This window comes from Streptomyces sp. NPDC101166, assembly GCF_044768125.1.
Taxonomy (GTDB): Bacteria; Actinomycetota; Actinomycetes; order Streptomycetales; family Streptomycetaceae; genus Streptomyces.
Genome location: NZ_JBIWPF010000028.1, coordinates 1 through 19,517 on the forward strand (window position 1 = coordinate 1; position 19,517 = coordinate 19,517).

Here is a 19,517-nt window from a genome sequence, read left to right on the forward strand (position 1 = left end):
GTACATCCAGTACACGGGCGATGCTCCGCCTTGCGATCCACCGCGCCGGACGCCGCGAGCTTCCCGGCAAACCTTTCCGGTCACGGCACTAGCGCGCTTCGGCGAAGCGCGCCAGGTGTCCGTCGTCGAGCCGCAGCCGGCGTGCGGCGAGCGCCTGCTCGATCTGCTCCGGCCGGCTGGCGCCGACGATGGGATCGATCCCCTGGCGCATCAGCCACGCGAGGACGACCTGGTTCCTCGTGGCCGAGAGCTCGTCGGCGACATCGCCCAGGACGGCGAGCACCCGGGTGGTTCCGGGGTGATCATAGGTCTGCGGAAGGGGCTTGTCCGCGCGTTCGTACGATCCCCACATCAGCGAGCTGTACGACCACACGGCGAGCCCCTCCGATCGTGCGTAGTCCAGGTCCTCGGCGGCGAGCATGCGATGACCGGCCTCCGCGAGCGGGGTGAGCGGGCGCGGCCGCACGAGCGAGTGGCGCAGTTGCAGTGCCGACCACGGCTCCACGTTCCGCCGCCGCGCCGACGACCGGGCGCGCTCGACGCGCCAGGCGGCATGGTTCGCCGCCCCGACCCGCACGGCCACCCCCTTGGCGACCAGCTCGCCGAAGGCGTCGACCGTCTCCTCCAGCGGCACGCCACGGTCCTCGGCGTGGGCCCACAGCAGGTCGACGTGATCGACTCCGAGGCGCTCCAGGCTCCCCTCGACACCGGCGTGGACCGCGCGGGCGGAGAGGCCCTCGGCGCTCTGCGGCCACGAGTGGGGGATGAGCGGGTTCTGCCGGACCTTCGTCGCGATCCGCACCCGTTCGCGCACGCCCGGGCGGGCTCGCAACCACGCGCCGATGACGCGCTCGCTGGCGCCGCCGACGCCACTGGGGTCGGCCCAGAAGGAGTAGCAGTTCGCGGTGTCCAGCCAGACACCGCCGCCGGCGACGAAGGAGTCGAGGACCGCGAAAGCCCGCTCGGGGGCGACACGCGTGCCGAAGTCCATCGTCCCCAGGACGACGTGAGGTTCGTCGGTGTTCATGCCGCCCATGCTCGTATCTGGAGCGCGCTCCAGGTCAAGAGCCCTGTTCCTCAGTCGTCCGGCAGCGCCAGTTCGGCCCAGATGACCTTGCCCTGCGGGGTGTACCGGGTTCCCCAGCGTTCGGTCAGCTGGGACACCAGGAACAGGCCCCGGCCGCCTTCGTCGGTCGTCGCGGCGTACCGCAGATGGGGCGAGGTGCTGCTCCCGTCGGACACCTCGCAGATCAGCGTGCGGTCGAAGACCAGCCTGACGTGGATCGGCTCGCAGCCGTAGCGGACGGCGTTGGTGACGAGCTCGCTCAGCACCAGCTCCATGCCGAAGCCCAGCTCGGACAGTCCCCACTCGTCGAGCCGGCCGGTGGCCGCGGCGCGCACCCCGGCCACGGCAGCCGGATCGGGCCGTACGTCCCACTCGGCGATCCGGTCCGGCGGCAGCGCATGCGTGCGGGCGATGAGCAGGGCCACGTCGTCCGTGGGACGCCCGGGCAGCAGCGATTCCAGCACGGCCTGACAGCTCTCCTCCGGCGGGCGCGCGGGGTGTCCCGCCAGGGCTTTGCGCAACAGCTCCATTCCCTCGTCGAGGTCGCGGGTGCGGTCCTCGATGAGACCGTCGGTGTACAGGACGAGCTGCGAGCCTTCGGCGATGTCCAGCTCGGCCGACTGGAAGGGCATGCCGCCCAGCCCCAGCGGCGGCCCGGACGGCAGGTCGGGGAAGGTGACGCTGCCGTCGGGACGGACCAGCGCGGGGGCCAGGTGTCCCGCGCGCGCCATGGTGCAGCGGCACGTCGCGGGGTCGTAGATCGCGTACAGGCAGGTGGCGCCCACGACGGCGGCCGGACTCTCCGTGCACGCCTCGTCCTGGTCGATACGCCCGACCAGATCGTCAAGATGGCTCAGCAGCTCATCGGGCGGCAGATCGAGCGTGGAGAAGTTGTGCACCGCGGTCCGCAGCCGCCCCATGGTCGCGGCGGCGTGCAGGCCGTGGCCGACCACGTCGCCGACGACCAGCGCCACCCGGCTGCCCGGCAGCGGGATCACGTCGAACCAGTCCCCGCTCACGCCCGACTGAGCCGGAAGGTACCGGTAGCCGACGTCGAGGGCGCTCTGCTCGGGCAGGCCGCGCGGCAGCAGACTGCGCTGGAGGGTGACCGCGAGAGCGTGCTCGCGCGTGTACCGGCGGGCGTTGTCGATGCTGACCGCCGCGCGCACCACCAGTTCCTCGGCGAGCGACAGCTCCTCCTGGTCGAAGGGGGCGTGCTCCTCGCAGCGCCAGAAGTTGACCATGCCCAGCACGACACCGCGGGCGCGGATCGGAGCCGAGATGAGCGAATGGATGCCGTATTCCAGGATCTGTTCGGTGCGCTCAGGGTCCTGCCGGTGCCAGCCCGTCGCGGTGGAGAGGTCGGTCACCAGTTCCGAGCGGCCGGTGCCGTAGCCGCGCGCCTGGGGCGTGGACGGCACGAAGTCGATCAACCGGCCCTTCTCGTAGAGCGGTTGGTCGTCGCGGATGCCGCAGACGGCGACGCGGCGCATGCCCTTCGCCGTGGCCGCCGGCTCCTCGCCGTGCAGCACGGCGTCGGCCAGGTCCACGGTGACGAAGTCGGCGAAGCGGGGGACGGCGATCCGGGCGAGTTCGTCGGCCGTGCGCACCACGTCCAGGGTGGTGCCGATGCCCAGTCCCGCGTCGTAGAGCAGCTTCAGCCGCTCACCCGTGATCTGGGCCCTGCCGGACACGGCCCGCAACTCCGTGGAGTCGCGCAGCGTCACCACGGTGCCCTTCGGGCCTCCGTCGCGGTCCGTGGGCCGCTGGTTGACCACCAGCAGCCGGGGACCGGCCAGGTGCACCTCGTCCGTGGCCTCGCGTCCGGAGCCGAGCAGCGACGCCATCTCCGGCTCGAGACCCGGCAGCTGGGAGACCTGCCGGCCCTCGGCGTCCGGGGGCAGCTCCAGAAGGCGCCTGGCCTCGTCGTTCGCCAGCAGCAGCCGCCCCTCGCCGGTGACGATGAGCACCCCTTCGCGCACCGAGTGCAGCACCGCGTCGTGGTGCTCGTACATGCGGGTCATCTCGTTCGGCGCGAGACTGTGGGTCTGCCGTCGCAGCCGCCGGCCCACCAGGACCGTCGCCGCGGTGGCCGCCCCCAGGGCGACCGCCCCGGCGGTGAGGATGATGGGTATCTGCCGGTCCACCAGACCGGTCACGTTCTTGACCTTCAGCCCGGCTGAGACAAGGGCCACCACCTGACCCCGGGCGTCCCGCACGGGCACCGTGGCCTGGACTTCCTTCCCCAGGGGGCCGCGCACGCTCTCCGTGTAGACCTTCCCGGCGAGCGACGGCTCGATCTCTCCCACGAACCGCTTGCCGATGCGGTCCGGCATGGGATGGGTGTAGCGGATCCCCTTCGTGTCCATGACCACGACGAAGTCGACGCCGGCGGACTTGCGACCGGCCTCGGTCAGCGGCTGCAGGACTTTCGCGGGATCGGGGCCGCGCAGGGCGGAGAGCAGGCCCGGGGAGTGGGCGAAGGTCTGTGCGACGGCCACGGAACGCCGTTCCGCCTCGGCGCTCGTGCCTCGCTGTGACTGCAGCACGAGAGCGAGGACGGCGAACGCCACGAGCAGCACCACCAGCGCCACCTGCAGGAGGAACATCTGCCCCGCGACGCTCAGGGCGTTCTTCCGCAGTCGCGACCACGGTGATACCGGTCTTACTCGGGCAAAGCGGTCGTCCATCGGTTCTTTCTAGCATTGCTCCCCCCGTGCCGTCACGGGTCGCCGGCCGAGCGGCCCCCGCCCACCGCAAGCGCAGCGCCTCCGCCGTCACACAGGCCACAACGGTCACGACAGTCAGGCCATGTCGAGAACCGGGACACCTGGCACGCAGCGTGACGCCTCACAGCCTCCGCGTGCGCAGCACGCCCGTCAGCATCGGCAGAGTGAACTCGCCGCGGCCGGTCTGCGGCACGCTTGCCAGGAAGCCGCGAATCCGGTCCAGCGTCGCCTCCCGTTCCCGCTCCGGCATGACCAGCATTCCCGCGCGCGTCGCCAGGGTCGCGACGAGGGAGTCAGCGGTGCGGCGCTGCCCATGCGGGAACTCGGCCTGCTCCGGCGCGCCGAACCGGGGGGCCGCGCCCGTCCGCGGACGGTGGGCGTTCGCCGTCTCCGCGCGCCAGCCGGCTGCCGTGTCCCGCGGGCCGACGGCCGCGCTCCCGCCGACCTGGGTGAGCCCGGCGACCCAGTCCACCCGGTCGTCCAGGACGTTCCACAGCCCGGCCAGAACGCCGCCGGGAGTCAGCACCCTGGCGATCTCGGGTCCCGCCACGGCCATGTCGAACCAGTGCATGGCGTTGCCGGCCAGGACCGCGTCGACGCAAGCGTCCGGCAGCGGTATCGCCTCGGCGCCGCCCGCCGACGCACGGACGGCCGGAAGTGAGCGGCGCAGCTCGCCGAGCATGGCCGGGTCGGGCTCGACCGCGACGACGTCGACGCCCAGCGCCACCAGCGTGGCGGTCAGCTTCCCCGTTCCGGCGCCGAGATCGAGCACACGCGGGCCGGGCGCGAGCGCGAGCGCCCAGTGCACCGCGGCCCGCGCGTAGTCCGGGCGGTGCTCGGCGTACTCGGCTGCCGCCGCGCCGAACGACGAGGCGTGCAAGGCTCGTTGGTCCCCCTCCACGCGGTCACCGTACCGGCGCTGCCGACGGTCCACCACACCGCCTCGTGCCCCCTCACCACGGGGTGTGCGAGCCGGTGCGAGGCCTTAGACATGTGCGGCACGGGTAGTCGGGCGGCGTGGACGATCGTGAGTTGCAGCGGCCCGAGGCCCAGGACCTGCTGTCAGGGCTGAGCGTGGACGACCGCCGACCGGAGCAGCCCGTGCTCCTGGACTCCTCCGGGGCGTCGATCCGTACATGGCAGGAGAACTATCCCTATGACCACAAGATCGGGCGGGTCGAGTACGAGAGGACCAAGCGGTTCCTCCAGATCGAGCTGCTCAAGCTGCAGAGCTGGGTGAAGGACACCGGCGCCCGGCTGGTGGTGATCTGCGAGGGCCGGGACGCGGCCGGAAAGGGCGGCACCATCCAGCGGTTCACCGAGCGGCTCAACCCCCGTGGGGCGCGGATCGTCGCCCTGGACAAGCCGACCGAGCGGGAGACGGGACAGTGGTACTTCCAGCGGTACGTCGCCCATCTGCCGGCTCCCGGTGAGATCGTCTTCTTCGACCGGTCCTGGTACAACCGCGCCGGCGTCGAGAAGGTGATGGGCTTCTGCACCGAGGAGCAGTACGACCTGTTCCTGCGGCAGTGCCCGTCCTTCGAGGCGATGCTCGTGGAGGACGGGATCCTGTTGGTCAAGTTCTGGTTCTCCGTCTCCCGGGCCGAACAGCGGACCCGCTTCGCCATCCGCCAGGTCGACCCCGTGCGTCAGTGGAAGCTCTCGCCCACCGATCTTGCCTCCCTGGACCTGTGGGACGCGTACACCGCCGCCAAGGTCGCGATGTTCCGCGCGACCGACACCGAGCGCGCGCCGTGGACGGTGGTCAAGAGCAACGACAAGCGCCGGGGCCGCCTGGAGGCGATGCGCAGCCTTCTGTGGCGCATCGACTACGACGGCAAGGACGAAGACGCCGTCGGCCGCCCCGACCCCCTCATCGTCGGCAACGCCGACACCCTCCTGGAGGCGGGCGAGGAACCCACCGACCTCTCTCCCACCCCCTTGGCCGGCCCGCCTCTCGGCCCCGGTCTGCACCCCCGCTCACCAGCACACGCACCGGAGCGGCGCCCCGACGACGAGACCGGCTGACGACGCCGACGAGTCGGCGGAAGGAGCCCGGCCGGCCTCCTTCCGCCGGTCCGCCGTCTCACCCGACGCAGCCGCCGACGGAGCCGGCCGGGGCGCAGTTGTCGGGGATGTTGCCGTTGACGGGCGTCCCCTGCAGCGTGACCGTGCCGCCGGCCCGGAAGACGCCGCCCCCCACGCCGTCCGCCTGGTTGCCGGTGATCCGCCCTGCGAAGAGCTGGGACGTGCCGGCCTGGTTGTAGAGGCCGCCGCCGTCGACGTGGGCGGTGTTGCCGACCAGCGACGCGGCGATCAGACGCACGGTGCTGCCGAGGTTGGCGACGCCCCCTCCGTACGAGGCGGCCGTGTTGCCGCTGATCCGACCGCCGTTGACGGTCAGCGGGCCGATGGCGGTGAAGACGCCGCCGCCTTCGAAGGCGCCGGCCGTGTTGCCGCGGACGAAGGCCGAGTTGAGCACCGTCGTCCCGTTGGAGGCCACTCCGCCGCCGGTGGCGGTCGCGGTGTTGGCGTCGACGGCGCCGCCGTTGACGGTCAGCCTGCCGGAGGTGTCGACGTGGACGCCGCCGCCGTCGGAGGCGGTGTTCCCGGTCACGGTGCTGTCGGCGAGGTACGCGGCGCCGCCGGACGCCACTTCGATCCCTCCGCCCGCCACGGACGCCGCGTTGCCGGTGACGCGGCCGGCGTTCAACCGGAGGACTCCCTGAGTGAGGACGCCCCCGCCGTCGCCGGTGGGGGCGGAGGCGGCGCTGCCGTTGGACAAGGTGACCCCGTTGAGTGTGAGGGTTCCCTGCGGGGCGACCTCCGCGATGCGGAACGCGGTCGCCGCGGCCCGCGTGATGGTGGCGGAGCCGAGCGCCGTGAGGGTCAGGTTCCCGGTGATCACGGGGAGACCGTCGGCTCCGTTGGGACCGGCGGCGACGGCGGGAGCGAGGAGCCGGTACTCGCAGCCCGGTGCGAGGAGCAGTATCCCGGAGCCACGGGAGTTGACGCTGTCGATCTGTCTGATCAGCTCGCCGACGTCACCGCACGGCACCACCGCGGCATGTGCCCGCGGGCTCGCTGCGGCGGCCGTCGGGGCGATGCCCGCGAGGGACGTGCTCAGAGTCGCGGCCAGGAGCAGGGCAGGCGTCTTCTTCACGGTCAGCACCGGTTCTCCCTCGGTTCGGCTGTGGGACGGCAATCTCCTGAGCCGGATGAGTGGCGGGAACTGCCGCCCCGACAGTCCAACCTGACCGTGGGCGGCCCGCCATCCGGTGAAACCAGACGGGTTAGGGCGTACGCCCGTCCGGCGTCGGCGGACATCCGAGCCCGGGGTACGGCGCCGGCCGGACACCCGCGCCCGGTGCGACGCCGGTTCTCCCTGCCCATCGTGGGAACCATCCCAGCCCGTCTCACGTGCAGGGACATGAGGGCCTGTGATGCGGGATCGCGGGCGGACGAGGGAGAACGGTGCCCAATCACCACGACGTCGAGGAGTTCGCGGCGCTGCTGCGCCGGCTGAAGGACCGCACGGACCGGAGCTACGGCTCCCTGGCCCGCCGCCTCAACATGAACACCTCCACCCTGCACCGGTACTGTGCGGGCGAGGCGGTGCCGCAGGACTTCGCGCCCGTGGAACGGCTCGCGGCCTTCTGCGCGGCGACACCGCAGGAGCGGCTCGAACTGCACCGCCTGTGGCTGTCGGCGGTGGCGGCTCGCCAGCGAGCCCGTACGGGCGATTCACCGCAACCGCAGCCGGAGGGGGAGCCGCAGCCGGCCCCCGCGCCGGAAGTGGACGCGCACGACCCAGACCCCGTCGACGAGACCGTCCCTACCGAGCAGTCCGGGAGCGGTCCGGCCCCGCACGAGGACGCCCCCGCCCCCGCCCCCCGCCCCTGGTATCGCAGCCGACGCGCCCTGGCGTCCACCGCCGTCACCTGTGCGCTGCTCGCCGCTGCCGGCGGCGTGTCCGCACTGGCGGACCACGGCTCCTCCGCGGCGGACGCGTCTCCCTCGACGGGCCCGAGGACGATCGCCGGCGCACCCCACCGCACTGCTGGACCGTCCGCAGTCTCCCCCTCCCCGTCCAGCAGCCCCGTGTCGCGGGGCGCCCGGCAGAAAGCCCCCACCGCGTCCGTCTCCGGCGGCACCCCCTCGTCGGCCGAGGAACCCGCCGGGCAGCCGACCACCGCCCTGCCCCTCACCTGGAGTGTCGACTCGCTCGTCTGGGACAAGGGCTGCGACCACGACTACGTCATAGGCAAGCCGCCCGCGCAGGTGCCTCCGCCGCCGATGCAGCAGGACGCCGGGGTGTGGGCGGCGACGCAGAGCGCGGTGCACGGGCGGCAGACGAAGGTGCAGATCTCGGTGCAGGGACGGTCGTCCGCGGCCGTGGTCCTGCACGCGCTCCGCGTCCGCGTCGTCAGCCGAGGCACCCCGGTCACCGGGAACGCGTACTCCATGAGCCAGGGCTGCGGCAGCGAGATCACGCCACGCCGCTTCACCGTGAACCTCGACGCCGATCGCCCCGTCGCCCGTCCCGAGGACGGCGCCGACAGGGACGTGACCGTCCCGGCCGTGCGTTTCCCGTACCGCGTCTCCGCCGAGGACCCGGAGGTGCTGCTCGTCGACGGGACGACACAGGCCTACGACGCCCGCTGGTACCTCGAACTCGACTGGTCCTCCCAGGGCCGCACCGGCACGATCCGCATCGACGACCACGGCCGCCCGTTCCACACCACCAGCATCAAGGGAATGCCGCACTACTGGTACGGCACGAACGACGCCGACGAGCGAGCCTGGGTCCCCGCCGACAGCCAGTGACCTCCGGGCCGACACCACGTCCGCTGTTCGGCATCCGGTGCACGCTCACGACGCCCACTGCTCGCAGTACTCGATGTGGATCTCGCGCGCGTTGCCGAGGACGCCGTCGTTGGAGTGCAGCTCGGTGCAGAAGTGCCGGGAACCGGGATGGGCTTCAGCATGGCCCGGGCCCTTGAGGGCGATGTCGAGGAAGCGGCCGGCGGACGTTGCGGCGCGCGACGGGCGCGGGTGGGCCTGGGCGGTGAGGGGCGCGGCCCGTTGCCGAGCGAGGACACGGTAACGGCCGTCTGACACGAACAGCACGTCAATTCCGCTCAGCGGCAAGCCTGTTGGGCAGGCCCCGCCTCCACCCCCTTCGGCGAGGCCGCGCGCTCAGACCGCGGGGCGGCTCAGTCGGTGATGACGGCGTCCCGGCGGATCCACTCGGAGCCGTGGGCCGCCTTGCACAGGAAGTCGGCGACGTCCGCCCGGCTGACCTTCGGGACGCCCTTCATCGCGAGACGCTCGCCGACCCGGTACGCGCCTCTGGCCGGCCCCTTGGTCAGCACGGTCGGATAGACGAGCGTCCAGTCCAGGCCGCTGGAGCGGATCGCCTCCTCGGCGAGCGCCTTGTTCGCGTAGATGCCGCGCAGAAGGGTGCTGTACATGACCTTCTGCACGGGGCTCGCCGAGCGGTAGGTGTCCCCCACACCGAACGAGGACAGCCACACCAGGCGCGACACGCCCTCCGCCTCGGCCGCACCGACCACGGCCGCCGCGGCCCGGGTGAACAGGTCGTCGGCGCGCAGGGACGTACCCCTGCCGAGGGCCGAGACGACGGCGTCCTGCCCCCTCGTCGCCGCCACGACATCGGCGTACGAGGTCGCGTCTCCGGCGACCACCCGGACCCGGTCCGCGACGTCGTCCAGCGCCTCCGGCCGGCGGGCCAGGACGGTGACCGCGTCACCGCCCTCGACGGCCAGATCGACGACATGGCGGCCGGTGGGGCCGGTCGCCCCGAGGATCAAGAGCTTCATGGAATGTGCGTCCTTCGTCCGGGAGACAGGGGCGAGCGGGCGTCCACGCGAGGGGAGCCCGCGCCCAGGATGGCCGGGGCCCGGGGGGATGAGCCAGGCGGCCGCGGGATTGAGACCTGCCCGCAGGGGCACGCGGACCTCGAAATGCCAGGCGTTTCGCTGCTTCGGGCGGCGGCGGGGGAGAGGTGAGTGCGGATGGAGCAGTGGTCGTCCACGACGACGCCGAAGCAATCGTCGAGGCCCGAGGACCACTGCGGTGCCCCGACACCACCGTTGCGGCCCCGCGGCTACGACCCGGCGGACTACGCCGCCTGCGTGGTGCGCAGCGCCGAGGAAGCCGCAGTGACGCCCCTGCTCGTGATGACCGTGCTCCACAACGAGGCCTACAAGCCCCACCACCCGCTGCTGGAGCGGCTGTGGCAGTGGTGGAAGCCCGAGGCGTCCTTCGGGGTGGCCAACATGCACCGGGCGACGTTCGAGCAGGTCCGGCGAATCCACGGCCTGTCGGAGCAGTGGCAGGACCTTCGCGACGATCCCGCTCTCGCCGTCCGCGCGGCGGCCCTGCACCTGGGGGACCTCGACCGGAGCCTCCCGGAGCGGCACGTACGCCGTTACACCCGCGACGAGCTCCTCGCCCTGGGCTACAACACGGGCGAGCGCAACATGCGGGCCTTCGCCCGGGGCATCCCGCCGGGCCCCATGGCGCAGGCGTACCTGCGCCGCTTCCGCACGAACCGGAGCCGGTCCGCCGACGCTCTCGCACATCGCGGCACGCCCGGCGACGCCGCGGCCGCCGGCTGATCCACGCGGCGGCGGACGGCTCGGCGTTCCGGGAACGTCACCGGCCAGGGAGGCTTGCGTTGGAGCGCGCTCCAACACATAGCGTCGAGGACATCGCGGCGCGATGCCTCTCACGGGATGCCGGACGGTGGGATCCGTCGCTAGATGGATGTGGGGCTTCGCGGCGTCCACACGACGTACGAGTACGAGCATGCAGGGAAAGGCTGGGACACATGCAGGAGCGCAGTCTGCGGGATCTCCGGGTATCGGCCATCGGCCTGGGGTGCATGGGCATGTCCGCCTTCTACGGATCCGCCGACGAGAAGGAGGGGATCGCGACCATCCGCCATGCCCTCGACCTCGGTGTGAACTTTCTCGACACCGCGCAGATGTACGGGCCGCTCACCAACGAGTCGCTCGTCGGCGAGGCGATCCGGGGGCACCGCGACGAGTTCGTGATCGCGACGAAGTTCAACTACCGGATGGACGACGCCGTACCCGGCGACATCAGCACGGTCGGCCCGCAGGACGGCTCGGCCGAGCATGTCCGCAGCTCGGTCCACGGCTCCCTCGAACGGCTGGGCACCGACCACATCGACCTGTACTACCAGCACCGGGTCGACCCGAACGTGCCCATCGAGGAGACCGTAGGCGCGCTGGCCGAGCTGGTCGCCGAGGGCAAGGTGCGCCACATCGGTCTGAGCGAGGCGAGCGCGCAGACCATCAGGCGCGCCCACGCGGTGCACCCGATCACCGCGGTGCAGAGCGAGTACTCGCTCTGGTCGCGGGACGTGGAGGCCGAGGTGCTGCCGGCCTGCCGCGAGTTGGGCATCGGCTTCGTGCCGTACTCGCCGCTCGGCCGTGGCTTCCTCGCGGGCCGCTTCACCTCGCCGGACGAGCTCGACGCGAACGACTGGCGCCGTGAGAACCCGCGTTTCAAGGAAGCCAACCTGGAGGCGAACCAGCGGCTGGCGGCCAAGGTGAAGGAGATCGCCGCCGAGAAGGACGTGACGCCGGCCCAGCTGGCCATCGCCTGGGTGCTGGCCCGGGGCGAGAACTTGGTGCCCATCCCGGGCACCAAGCGCCGCACCTACCTGGAGCAGAACGCCGCCGCCGTCGACATCACACTGACCGGCGACGACCTGGCCCGCATCGAAGCGGAGCTGCCCGAGGCCGCGGGGGAGCGGTACGACGAGGCGGGGATGCGATCCCTCGACCGGTAGCACCGCGCCCGGTGGCGACGGCGAGCTACGCCTCGCGCTCGGCGCGGGGTGCGCCGTACCAGCGCCACTTGCTCGGACGCGGCCGGCCGGGGAGCTCGGCACGACCGGTGGCCCACAGGAGGGTGGGCCACCGGTCGGTGTCGGTCGGGGCGTCGGGGAAGAGCCTCGCCAGCACGCGGTCGCACAGGTCGGCGGGCGGCGTCCACCGCAGGTTCAGGCCCTCCGCCACGTCGTGGACGTGCACCAGCGTCTCGACGACGCCCATCGCGGCGAACCCCTCGGGGTCGGCCGCGCCGAAGACATGGTGCGCCCGGACCGTGGGCGCAGTGGTGCGGACGATCGCGGTCAGCAAAGCACCACTGGCGTCCAGGACTTGGAGCAGACCGGCCGGCCCTGCCTCCCGGTCGGCGAAGACCGCGTTCGCCGGGCCGCCAGGCCTCTTCTGGCTCCAGGCGAAGGGGACGTCGGTGTCCGACGGCGGCCTGGCCGGGCCCAGTTGGACGGCGTAGGAGAACAGATCGTCGGCGAGGTGCTCGACCGTCTCCCAGCAGTCCCACTCCAGGGAACCCGCCTTGGCGCTCCAGTCCAGAGCGTCGGCCCCGCGCAGAGCGGCGAGTGCCAGGCGGACGGCGTGCTCGACATCGTCCGCGGTGACCGGGCCGCTCGATGATTCCTGTGCTGCAACCATGGCGGGACCGTATCAACGATCATGCGCCAGCAGGGGAGTTGTTTTCCTTCGAGCTGACCGGCCTCTCGCCCCCGGCGGGGAGCACGCGGAGCGCGTGAGGCGTCCCCGACCACGAGCATGAGCGCCCTCTGTGCCCCGTGTTCGCCCTATCGTGGCGTTTGACCTGATTTCCCGCCCGATGCCCGATCGATGTCACCAGGATGGTCGTCGAGAGCTCCGCTTCCCCGGAGCCCACGGCACGAGAGGACATTCATATGCGAGGCAAGCAGGCGATCGGCGCGGGCGTTCTGGCCCTGGCCCTGGTGTCGGGAGCGGGCTGGGCCGCTCAGGCCGGCGACGGACAGGCCGGCGACACCAGCCGGGCGGCGGCCGCCGCGGCGCCGGCGCGGGCCGCCTCCGTGGCCGGCTACCAGATCGTCAAGCTCCCCAACGCCGACGTCCCCAACTTCCAGCGTCGGACCGTCTACTGCCCGGCGGGCAAGGTGGTCGTCGGCGGTGGCGCCGAAGCGCAGGGCAACGGCGCGATCCTGGTCGGCAGCTTCCCGACCGACGACGGACGCGGCTGGATCGGGCTGGGCCGACAGGACGGCTACTCCACCGTCGGCATCAGCGTGTACGCGATCTGCGCCAGCGTCTGACCGCTGAATCCTGACGCAGGGGTGGCTTCCGCCGGCGGAATCCACCCCTGCGTCAGCGCGTTCCGGCAGCGGCTTACGGAACTCCCAGTTCGAAGAGCGCGTATCCCGCATACGAGCCGGACGCCACCGCCGTGATGCTCAGCAGTGTCATCAGGGTGGGCAGCCCCAGGGCGCGGGACTTGAGGGCCAGCGGGATGAAGAGAGGGAAGGCGGGGAGCAGGTAGCGCGAGACGTTGCCGAATATCTGCTGGCTGCCGAGCGCGAGGACGAAGGTGAGGAGCGTGTAGACGACCAGGAAGGCCGGGGGGCGCAGACGGATCAGCAGGGGGAGGAGAAGTACGGCCAGCAGGACGACCAGCACCCCGATGATGTCCTCGAAAGGGGCCGCGAAGACATAGTCGTGGCGGCCCACCGCGACGGAACTCACCACGTCGAGGGTGTGCGCTCCATAGTCGAAGGTGTGCCCCCACGCCCCGGTCTGGAGGATGAAGTAGCCGCGGAGGTCGCCCATGCGGTTGCCGACCCACAGCAGGTAGCCGACGAGGCCGAGCGGTGCGATCAGTATCGCGGTCCACAGGCGGGCGAAGTCCTTGCGGCGACGGTGCAACGCCACCAGCCCGGCGACGGTGAGAGCGGCGATGAGCGCGACGGCGGTGGGGCGGTTGAGGCCGGCGCTGAAGGCGAGGACGCCCGCCGTCAGCCAGCGGTCGCTCATGACGGCGTGGCAGGTCCACACGGCGAGGGCGACGTACAGCGACTCCGAGTAGCCCGACCACTCCGCGCCCGAGCCGGGCCACACCGCCCACAGTCCGGCGGCGGCCAGCCCGGCCCGTTCGCCGCCGAACCGTGCGGTGACCGTGTGGATCCCGACGGCGGCCACGAAGGAGGCGACGACCGAGACCAGCATGCCGGCGCCGTACAGACCGAGACCCGTGCCCTCGGAGACCACCCGCATCACTGCCGGGTACAACGGGAAGAACGCCGCCGAGTTGCCTTCGAGCGTGATCAGTCCCTCGGCATCGGGCACCGGCACGAGGGCGGGGTCGTACCCGTGTGCGGCGATCTGCTGGTACCACCAGCCGTCCCAGCTCGCCAGCACGTCCCAGGCGTGGGCCCCGCCGCCGAAACGCGGGTGTTTCTCCCGGAAGTCCCCGGCTGAGTCCAGCAGGTACATGAAGACCGAGAAGCCGATGAGTTTGAGCACGCCGTACACGGCGAGCACCGGACCGTAGCGCACGACCGCGCGGCGCAGCCCCGGAAGCGGGCCGTCGTCCGGTGCCTCGCCCGGGGCGGGCGAGGCACCGGGGCTCCCGGTGCCGACTCCTTGCGTCATGGTGTCGCTCATGCGGCAGCGGCCCCCCGCCCACGACGGCGGACCGGGAACACCCAGGCACGGAAGAGCAGGAACCGCAGCAGTGTCGCGGCAAGGCCGGCGGCGACGAGCACCGCGATCTCCGTGGCGCGCGCGGGACTTGGCGCCACCTGGTGCAGCACGCCGAGGCATCCGCTGGTCAGGGCCAGGCCCACCACGAAGATCAGCAACCCCTTGGCCTGGTGGCCGACCGCGCCGGCGCGCCCGCGCAGGGCGAAGGTGAACCGCCGGTTCGCGGCCGTGTTGGCGACCGCGCACACCAGCAGGGCCAGCGCGTTGGCGGCCTGCGGCGTCGTCGTCGCGCACAACGCCGCGTACAGCGACACATGTCCGACGGTGCTCACCGCGCCGACCACGCCGAAGCGCAGCAGCTGGCCGCTCAGACCGCCGTCCGCCGCGTCGGGCGCGTCCCTGCGCAGCCCGGCTGTGGGGAGCGAGCCACGGGCCAGTCCCCGTCCGATCCGGGCGATGCCGCGCAGATCGGCCAGGGCCGTCGCGAGGACGTCGACCCTGCTGTCGGGGTCGTCCACCCAGTCCACCGGCACCTCGTGGATGCGCAGCCCCGCCCGCTCCGCTATCACCAGCAGTTCGGTGTCGAAGAACCACTGCGAGTCCTTCACCAGGGGCAGCAGCCGCTCGGCGACGTCACGCCGGACGGCTTTGAAACCGCACTGCGCGTCCGAGAAGCCCACGCCCAGGGTCGACCGCAGCAGGATGTTGTAGCAGCGGGAGATGACCTCTCTCTTTGCGCCGCGGACCACCCGGGAGCCGGGGACCAGGCGGGTGCCGACGGCGATGTCGGAGTGGCCGGAGATCAGCGGCGCGACCAGCGGGAGCAGCGCCGTCAGCTCGGTCGACAGGTCCACGTCGACGTACGCGAGCACCGGCGCCCCCGAGCGCGACCACGCCGTGTGCAGCGCCCCGCCCCGCCCCTTCTCCGGCAGTCGCAGCCACTGTGTCTCGGGCAGCTCGGCGGTCAGCCGGGCCGCGATGAGTGGAGTGTCGTCGGTGCTGGCGTTGTCCGCGATGGTGATGCGGAAGGGGTAAGGGAACGTGTCACACAGGTGGCTGTGCAGCCGTCGCACGCTCCGCTCCAGGCACGCCTGCTCGTTGTACACCGGGACGACCACGTCGAGGACGGGCTGCCCGTGGTGTGCGGGCACAGGTGCGCGCAGCGGAAGCTGATTCACGAGGGTTGTCATGCGATTTCCGTTTCGGTGATCTGTCCCAGGGCATGCCGGGGCCGCCCGTGGCGGTGCCGGGCCGGACAGGGCCCGGTGCGGTCGGCGGGCAGGAGTCAGGAGGTGCCGGTCAGCGGTCGCCGGAGCCCGGAGAGGCGATCGCCGACGTGGGCGGGGGGCTCGTCGACGTATCCGTGGGCGACGGCGGCGTGGTCGCGAGCGACGTCGCGTCCGGGCCATGAGTGGCCGGGTCTCCGCCCGGCGCGGACGTGTGGGACGCGGAAGCGGGCCCCCCGGCGGTGGCGCTCTCGTCGGGAAGGGACGATGAGGACTCGCTCGGGGACGCGTCCGGGGTACGTGTCGGAGTCCCGCTCGGCGAGACGGGGCTCGACACGGGCCGCGGCTGCGGAGCCTGCGGCCGGTTCTCGGCAGGGTCGTCGCGAGGCAGCAGCAGGAAGCCGAGGCCGAGGCCGGCGACGACAAGCGCGCAACCGACGGTCCGCTGGGCCACGCGGGTGCGGCGCCGGGCCCGAACTCCGGACCGGAGGCGATCACGGTGCCGGGGCTCGAACGGGACGTACTCCTGGGAGTCGCGCATCAACTGCGCCAACTCCCGTTCGAAGTGATCCATGACCTCCCTCTCACTCCACCGACTCGACGGCCTCGGCCAGGATCCGACGTAGTCGCGCCACACCACGCGACGCATGGGACCGAGCCGTGCCGACGGGGCACCCCAGCACTTGGGCGACCTGCTTCTCGGACAGGTCCTGGTAGTAGCGCAGGACCACCACGGCCCGCTGTTTCGGAGGCAGTTGGGCCAGGGCGTCCTCCAGTCGCGAGCGTTCGGCGACGGTGGCGGACGCGTCGCCCGCCTCGGCCCGGTCGGGCAGGTGCTCGACCGGTTGCTCACCCCACCACCGCCGGCGGGCCGAACGGGCCGCCGCTCGTGCCAGAACCTTGCGCACGTACGCCTCCGGCGCCTCCTCGGCGATCCGGGGCCACACGAACCAGAGCTTGACCAAGGCCTCCTGAAGGAGGTCCTCGGCACGGTGCCGATCGCCTCCCACGAAGAGCAGGGCGAGGTGAAACAGCGCCGACCAGCGGGCAGCCACGAACCCGTCGAACCCCTCCGCTCGGCTCTGCCCCATTCGCACCGTCCCCGTTCCAGCGAGCTCTTCACACTTGAATGAAGACGGTGGCCCCCTCGCCGCGATGCACCTCGCCTTGGTGATCTGGATCACCCGGCACGCGATGCGGGCTCCACGCACCGCGGCGGCGCGCGCTCGACGCGACGCCGCCCTCCCACCGGCTCTCGCGCGGTGGAAGGGCGGCGGGGCGGGTCAGCGGACGGAGGTGGTCCGGTGCTCCTTCAGCGAACCGCAGTTGGACTGGGTCACCGTCACATGGGTGTTGGCGATGGCGCCGCCCCAGTCGACGCAGTGGCCCTTGCCGATGGCGTAGGCGGGACCCGCGTACGAGGTGAACTGACCGTAGTCCTCGTCGGTCTCGAGGGTCGCGTCGATGAAGATCCACGCGGACATGTACACGGCGGCACCGGGGGTGTTGCGAATGGTGACGACGCAGTTCTTGCCGTTGGCCGCGTTGTAGGTGAGGTAGACGGTGCCCAGCGAGCCGACGGGAGCGGAGTTGACGGTCTTGTAACCGCTCCCGCACACCTTCTGCGGGGTGGTGCCGGGTGCGGCGGAAGCCGGCGCCGCCAGGGCGGTGGTCGCCCCGAGAGACAGAGCGGCAAGTGCCGCTGCGCCCAGCATGGAGTGAGTGAAGCGCATATTTCCCCCTTGTGGCTTAGGAGTTGGTTGCTCCTGTCCTTGTGTGACAGGCGGGGCCTTCCGATGGTTGCGCCGGAATCACCGGTATTTTTCGCGGCGGACGCGCGCGGCCGGCACGTAGGTCATCATGACCCTCCACACTCACAGCCGCCCTGCACCTCATCACCCGATGCCAGGAGTACGCATGCACGCCCGCGCAGTCGCCGTCACCGCGCTCTTGGGGACCGCCCTCACGCTGTCCCTTCCCGCCTTCGACGCCCAGGCGGCCGCCCGGGGCGTATCCACACCCGCCCGCACCCTGCCCGCGATCATCGCCCACCGAGGCGCCTCCGCCCAGGCCCCGGAGAACACCCTCGCCGCCATCGACAAGGCGGCCTCACTGGGCGTCACGTGGGTGGAGAACGACGTGCAGCGCACCAAGGACGGCGCCCTCGTGGTGATCCACGACGGCACGCTGAGCCGTACGACCAACGTCGAGCAGGTCTTCCCCAAGCGCGCCCCTTGGAACGTGAAGGACTTCACCGCCGCGGAGATCGCCCGTCTCGACGCGGGCAGTTGGTTCGGCCGCGCCTACACGGGCGCACGCGTGCCGACGTTGAAGCAGTACCTGAACCGCGTCGAGCACAACCACCAGAAGCTGCTCCTGGAGATCAAGAACCCCGAGCAGTACCCGGGGATCGAGCGGCAGACCCTCACGGTGCTGGGCGCCGAGGGCTGGCTCGACGCGCGGCATCTGGCCGACCGGCTGATCGTGCAGAACTTCAGCGCGGACAGCCTGCGCGTCGTCCACGACCTGAAACCGGCGGTCCGGACCGGGCTGCTCGGCACCCCGCCGGTCGAGGACCTGCCTGACTACGCACGGTTCACCGATCTGATCAACCCCTCGTACGGCTCGGTGTCGCACGGCTACGTCTCGGCGGTGCACAGCGTCACCGGACCGCACGGCAAGCCGATGGAGGTCTACGTCTGGACCGTCGACGACGCGGCCGTGGCGCGGACGATGCGCGCGTACGGGGTCAACGGCATCATCACCAACAAGCCCGACGTGGTGCGGCGGGCGCTGTACTGGTACTGAGCCCGCCGGCGCGGCCTGTGAGGTCAGGCGGTGCGGCAGAGCTCCGCCGGGGCCGGCGGTGCCGCGTCTCGGACCGCCACGGTGCGGACGGCAGGGCGGACGCGTGCGGCCGCCGCGGCCTGCGGCCGACGGCGCGCGAAGACGACGAGACGCAGGACGACGAACCGTGCGCCGCCGGCGAGCGCGGAGGCGGAGAGATAGACGATCTGATCGAGCATCACGTCGGGCGTCTCGACCACCTGCCGCAGGACCAGCATCGCCAGACAGGTCACCGCGTACGCGGCCGCGGCGGACCCGGCCGACTGCACATGCTGCCGCCAGGTCGCGCGCCTGCCCCCGCCGAAGGTGAAGCGGGCGTGCAGCTCGGTCGCGAGGAGCGTGGACGCCACCGTCACCAGAGCGTTGGCCACGGCCCAGGGAAGCCGTGCGGAGAGGGCCGCCACGGCGAAGCTGGACGCGAGCCCCACTCCGCCGCCGCACAGCACGAACCGGGCGAAGGCGCCCGACGCCGTGGGCTCTGCCCGCCGCCGACTCCGCGTTGTTCCCATGTCCCCGACCCCCTCGACCGCCATCATGCTTTCCATTGGCGGAAACGCTACGTTGCGTTCATGAAATGGGCAACGCAATTGTTGCTAAGGATCGAAGTCATCCCAGCTGGGAGCTATGAAATCGTTGCAATGGACTCAGTTCTAACGCAACAAGTGCACCTTGTTTGTTGCAACCTGGAGCAGACGCCTCTGACGGTCCCGGGCGGTCTCGGTGCCGCCGGTGCGGTTCATGCCGGGGTTCCCGTCAAGGTCTGAGCGAGGTGGTCGCCGAGGTGGGGCAGCCAGTCGGGCCGCGCGTTGCCGAGAAGGTGGTCTCCGTGCGGGACGGACAGGTGACTGCCGTGCGGTGCCAGACGGGCCAGGGGCTCCCCGTTCGTCACGCCGGGGATGACGTCCTGGTCGCCGTCCACGACCAGCAGCGGGGCCGTGATGCGGGGGCCAGGGCGGCGAGGTCCACCTGGCGTACGAACTCGTGGGCGGCGTCGGCGCCCCCGGTGCGCGCGGCCATGATGTCCCGTACGGGCGAAGGCAGTTGCTCCCAGTCGAGGCGGAAGGGGCCGCTGACGGTGGCGAGAGCCGCCACG

The 19,517-nt window shown here is 71.7% G+C and carries 20 protein-coding genes; 6 read left to right on the top strand and 14 right to left on the bottom strand.

Going from position 1 to position 19,517, the window contains the following annotated elements:
• Positions 1-88: 88 nt before the first annotated feature.
• The 3 genes from ACIRS4_RS32825 to ACIRS4_RS32835 all read right to left on the bottom strand — a co-directional run bounded on the left by ACIRS4_RS32825 (position 89) and on the right by ACIRS4_RS32835 (position 4,696).
• Positions 89-1,036 (bottom strand): aldo/keto reductase, encoded by a 948-nt coding sequence (locus ACIRS4_RS32825; RefSeq protein ID WP_404202988.1) that lies wholly within the window; start codon positions 1,034-1,036, stop codon positions 89-91.
• Positions 1,037-1,077: 41 nt separating this feature from the next.
• Positions 1,078-3,756, bottom strand: a complete 2,679-nt coding sequence (locus ACIRS4_RS32830) for a SpoIIE family protein phosphatase (protein WP_404202990.1) — start codon at positions 3,754-3,756, stop codon at positions 1,078-1,080.
• A 160-nt stretch (positions 3,757-3,916) separates the two neighbouring features.
• Positions 3,917-4,696, bottom strand: a complete 780-nt coding sequence (locus ACIRS4_RS32835; RefSeq protein WP_404202992.1) for a class I SAM-dependent methyltransferase — start codon at positions 4,694-4,696, stop codon at positions 3,917-3,919.
• A 116-nt stretch (positions 4,697-4,812) separates the two neighbouring features.
• Between ACIRS4_RS32835 and ppk2 the strand changes: the two genes are divergently transcribed.
• Entirely contained in the window at positions 4,813-5,823 is a 1,011-nt protein-coding gene (gene ppk2, locus ACIRS4_RS32840) for a polyphosphate kinase 2 (RefSeq protein WP_404202994.1), read from the top strand.
• Between the two features lie 58 nt (positions 5,824-5,881).
• Here the strand turns inward: ppk2 and ACIRS4_RS32845 are convergent, their stop codons facing one another.
• Positions 5,882-6,967: a right-handed parallel beta-helix repeat-containing protein gene (locus tag ACIRS4_RS32845; RefSeq protein ID WP_404202996.1), complete on the bottom strand. Its 1,086-nt coding sequence runs from the start codon at positions 6,965-6,967 to the stop codon at positions 5,882-5,884.
• Positions 6,968-7,269: 302 nt separating this feature from the next.
• On the opposite strand from ACIRS4_RS32845, the gene ACIRS4_RS32850 reads away from it, so the two are divergent.
• A complete protein-coding gene (locus ACIRS4_RS32850) occupies positions 7,270-8,622 on the top strand; it encodes a helix-turn-helix domain-containing protein (RefSeq protein WP_404202998.1) in 1,353 nt (450 codons plus the stop codon).
• 45 nt (positions 8,623-8,667) lie between these two features.
• On the opposite strand, the gene ACIRS4_RS32855 is transcribed toward ACIRS4_RS32850, so the two are convergent.
• Together ACIRS4_RS32855 and ACIRS4_RS32860 are read right to left on the bottom strand one after the other, a co-directional pair.
• Positions 8,668-8,925 carry a hypothetical protein gene (locus ACIRS4_RS32855; RefSeq protein ID WP_404203000.1) on the bottom strand — a complete coding sequence of 86 codons (258 nt, stop codon included), beginning with the start codon at positions 8,923-8,925 and terminating at the stop codon, positions 8,668-8,670.
• Positions 8,926-9,011: 86 nt separating this feature from the next.
• Entirely contained in the window at positions 9,012-9,638 is a 627-nt protein-coding gene (locus ACIRS4_RS32860; RefSeq protein ID WP_404203002.1) for an NAD(P)-dependent oxidoreductase, read from the bottom strand.
• Between the two features lie 195 nt (positions 9,639-9,833).
• Between ACIRS4_RS32860 and ACIRS4_RS32865 the strand changes: the two genes are divergently transcribed.
• Positions 9,834-10,439 (top strand): lytic transglycosylase domain-containing protein, encoded by a 606-nt coding sequence (locus ACIRS4_RS32865; protein ID WP_404203004.1) that lies wholly within the window; start codon positions 9,834-9,836, stop codon positions 10,437-10,439.
• A 212-nt stretch (positions 10,440-10,651) separates the two neighbouring features.
• Positions 10,652-11,641 (top strand): aldo/keto reductase, encoded by a 990-nt coding sequence (locus ACIRS4_RS32870; protein WP_404203006.1) that lies wholly within the window; start codon positions 10,652-10,654, stop codon positions 11,639-11,641.
• Positions 11,642-11,666: 25 nt separating this feature from the next.
• Here ACIRS4_RS32870 and ACIRS4_RS32875 read toward each other — a convergent pair whose 3' ends face one another.
• Positions 11,667-12,329, bottom strand: coding sequence for a hypothetical protein (locus tag ACIRS4_RS32875; protein ID WP_404203008.1), 663 nt, complete (start codon positions 12,327-12,329; stop codon positions 11,667-11,669).
• Positions 12,330-12,583: 254 nt separating this feature from the next.
• On the opposite strand from ACIRS4_RS32875, the gene ACIRS4_RS32880 reads away from it, so the two are divergent.
• A complete protein-coding gene (locus ACIRS4_RS32880; protein ID WP_404203010.1) occupies positions 12,584-12,967 on the top strand; it encodes a hypothetical protein in 384 nt (127 codons plus the stop codon).
• A 73-nt stretch (positions 12,968-13,040) separates the two neighbouring features.
• On the opposite strand, the gene ACIRS4_RS32885 is transcribed toward ACIRS4_RS32880, so the two are convergent.
• From ACIRS4_RS32885 to ACIRS4_RS32900, 4 genes are all read right to left on the bottom strand, one after another.
• The gene (locus ACIRS4_RS32885; RefSeq protein WP_404203013.1) at positions 13,041-14,312 is read right to left on the bottom strand and encodes a hypothetical protein; all 1,272 of its coding nucleotides are present in this window, start codon (positions 14,310-14,312) and stop codon (positions 13,041-13,043) included.
• A complete protein-coding gene (locus ACIRS4_RS32890) occupies positions 14,309-15,541 on the bottom strand; it encodes a glycosyltransferase (protein WP_404203015.1) in 1,233 nt (410 codons plus the stop codon). Before ACIRS4_RS32890 ends, ACIRS4_RS32885 begins: the two co-directional genes overlap by 4 nt.
• Before the next feature lie 620 nt (positions 15,542-16,161).
• Positions 16,162-16,668, bottom strand: coding sequence for a SigE family RNA polymerase sigma factor (locus ACIRS4_RS32895; RefSeq protein WP_404203017.1), 507 nt, complete (start codon positions 16,666-16,668; stop codon positions 16,162-16,164).
• Positions 16,669-16,860: 192 nt separating this feature from the next.
• Complete coding sequence (locus tag ACIRS4_RS32900) at positions 16,861-17,310, bottom strand: spore-associated protein (protein WP_404203020.1); 450 nt, start codon at positions 17,308-17,310, stop codon at positions 16,861-16,863.
• Between the two features lie 184 nt (positions 17,311-17,494).
• Here ACIRS4_RS32900 and ACIRS4_RS32905 point away from each other — a divergent pair, with 184 nt between their 5' ends.
• Positions 17,495-18,385 carry a glycerophosphodiester phosphodiesterase gene (locus tag ACIRS4_RS32905; protein ID WP_404203023.1) on the top strand — a complete coding sequence of 297 codons (891 nt, stop codon included), beginning with the start codon at positions 17,495-17,497 and terminating at the stop codon, positions 18,383-18,385.
• A 23-nt stretch (positions 18,386-18,408) separates the two neighbouring features.
• Here ACIRS4_RS32905 and ACIRS4_RS32910 read toward each other — a convergent pair whose 3' ends face one another.
• The 3 genes from ACIRS4_RS32910 to ACIRS4_RS32920 all read right to left on the bottom strand — a co-directional run bounded on the left by ACIRS4_RS32910 (position 18,409) and on the right by ACIRS4_RS32920 (position 19,516).
• Positions 18,409-18,933: a GtrA family protein gene (locus ACIRS4_RS32910; protein WP_404203025.1), complete on the bottom strand. Its 525-nt coding sequence runs from the start codon at positions 18,931-18,933 to the stop codon at positions 18,409-18,411.
• Between the two features lie 227 nt (positions 18,934-19,160).
• Positions 19,161-19,313 carry a hypothetical protein gene (locus ACIRS4_RS32915; RefSeq protein ID WP_404203027.1) on the bottom strand — a complete coding sequence of 51 codons (153 nt, stop codon included), beginning with the start codon at positions 19,311-19,313 and terminating at the stop codon, positions 19,161-19,163.
• Positions 19,310-19,516, bottom strand: a complete 207-nt coding sequence (locus tag ACIRS4_RS32920; RefSeq protein WP_404203029.1) for a hypothetical protein — start codon at positions 19,514-19,516, stop codon at positions 19,310-19,312. Before ACIRS4_RS32920 ends, ACIRS4_RS32915 begins: the two co-directional genes overlap by 4 nt.
• Between the last annotated feature and the right edge of the window lies 1 nt (position 19,517).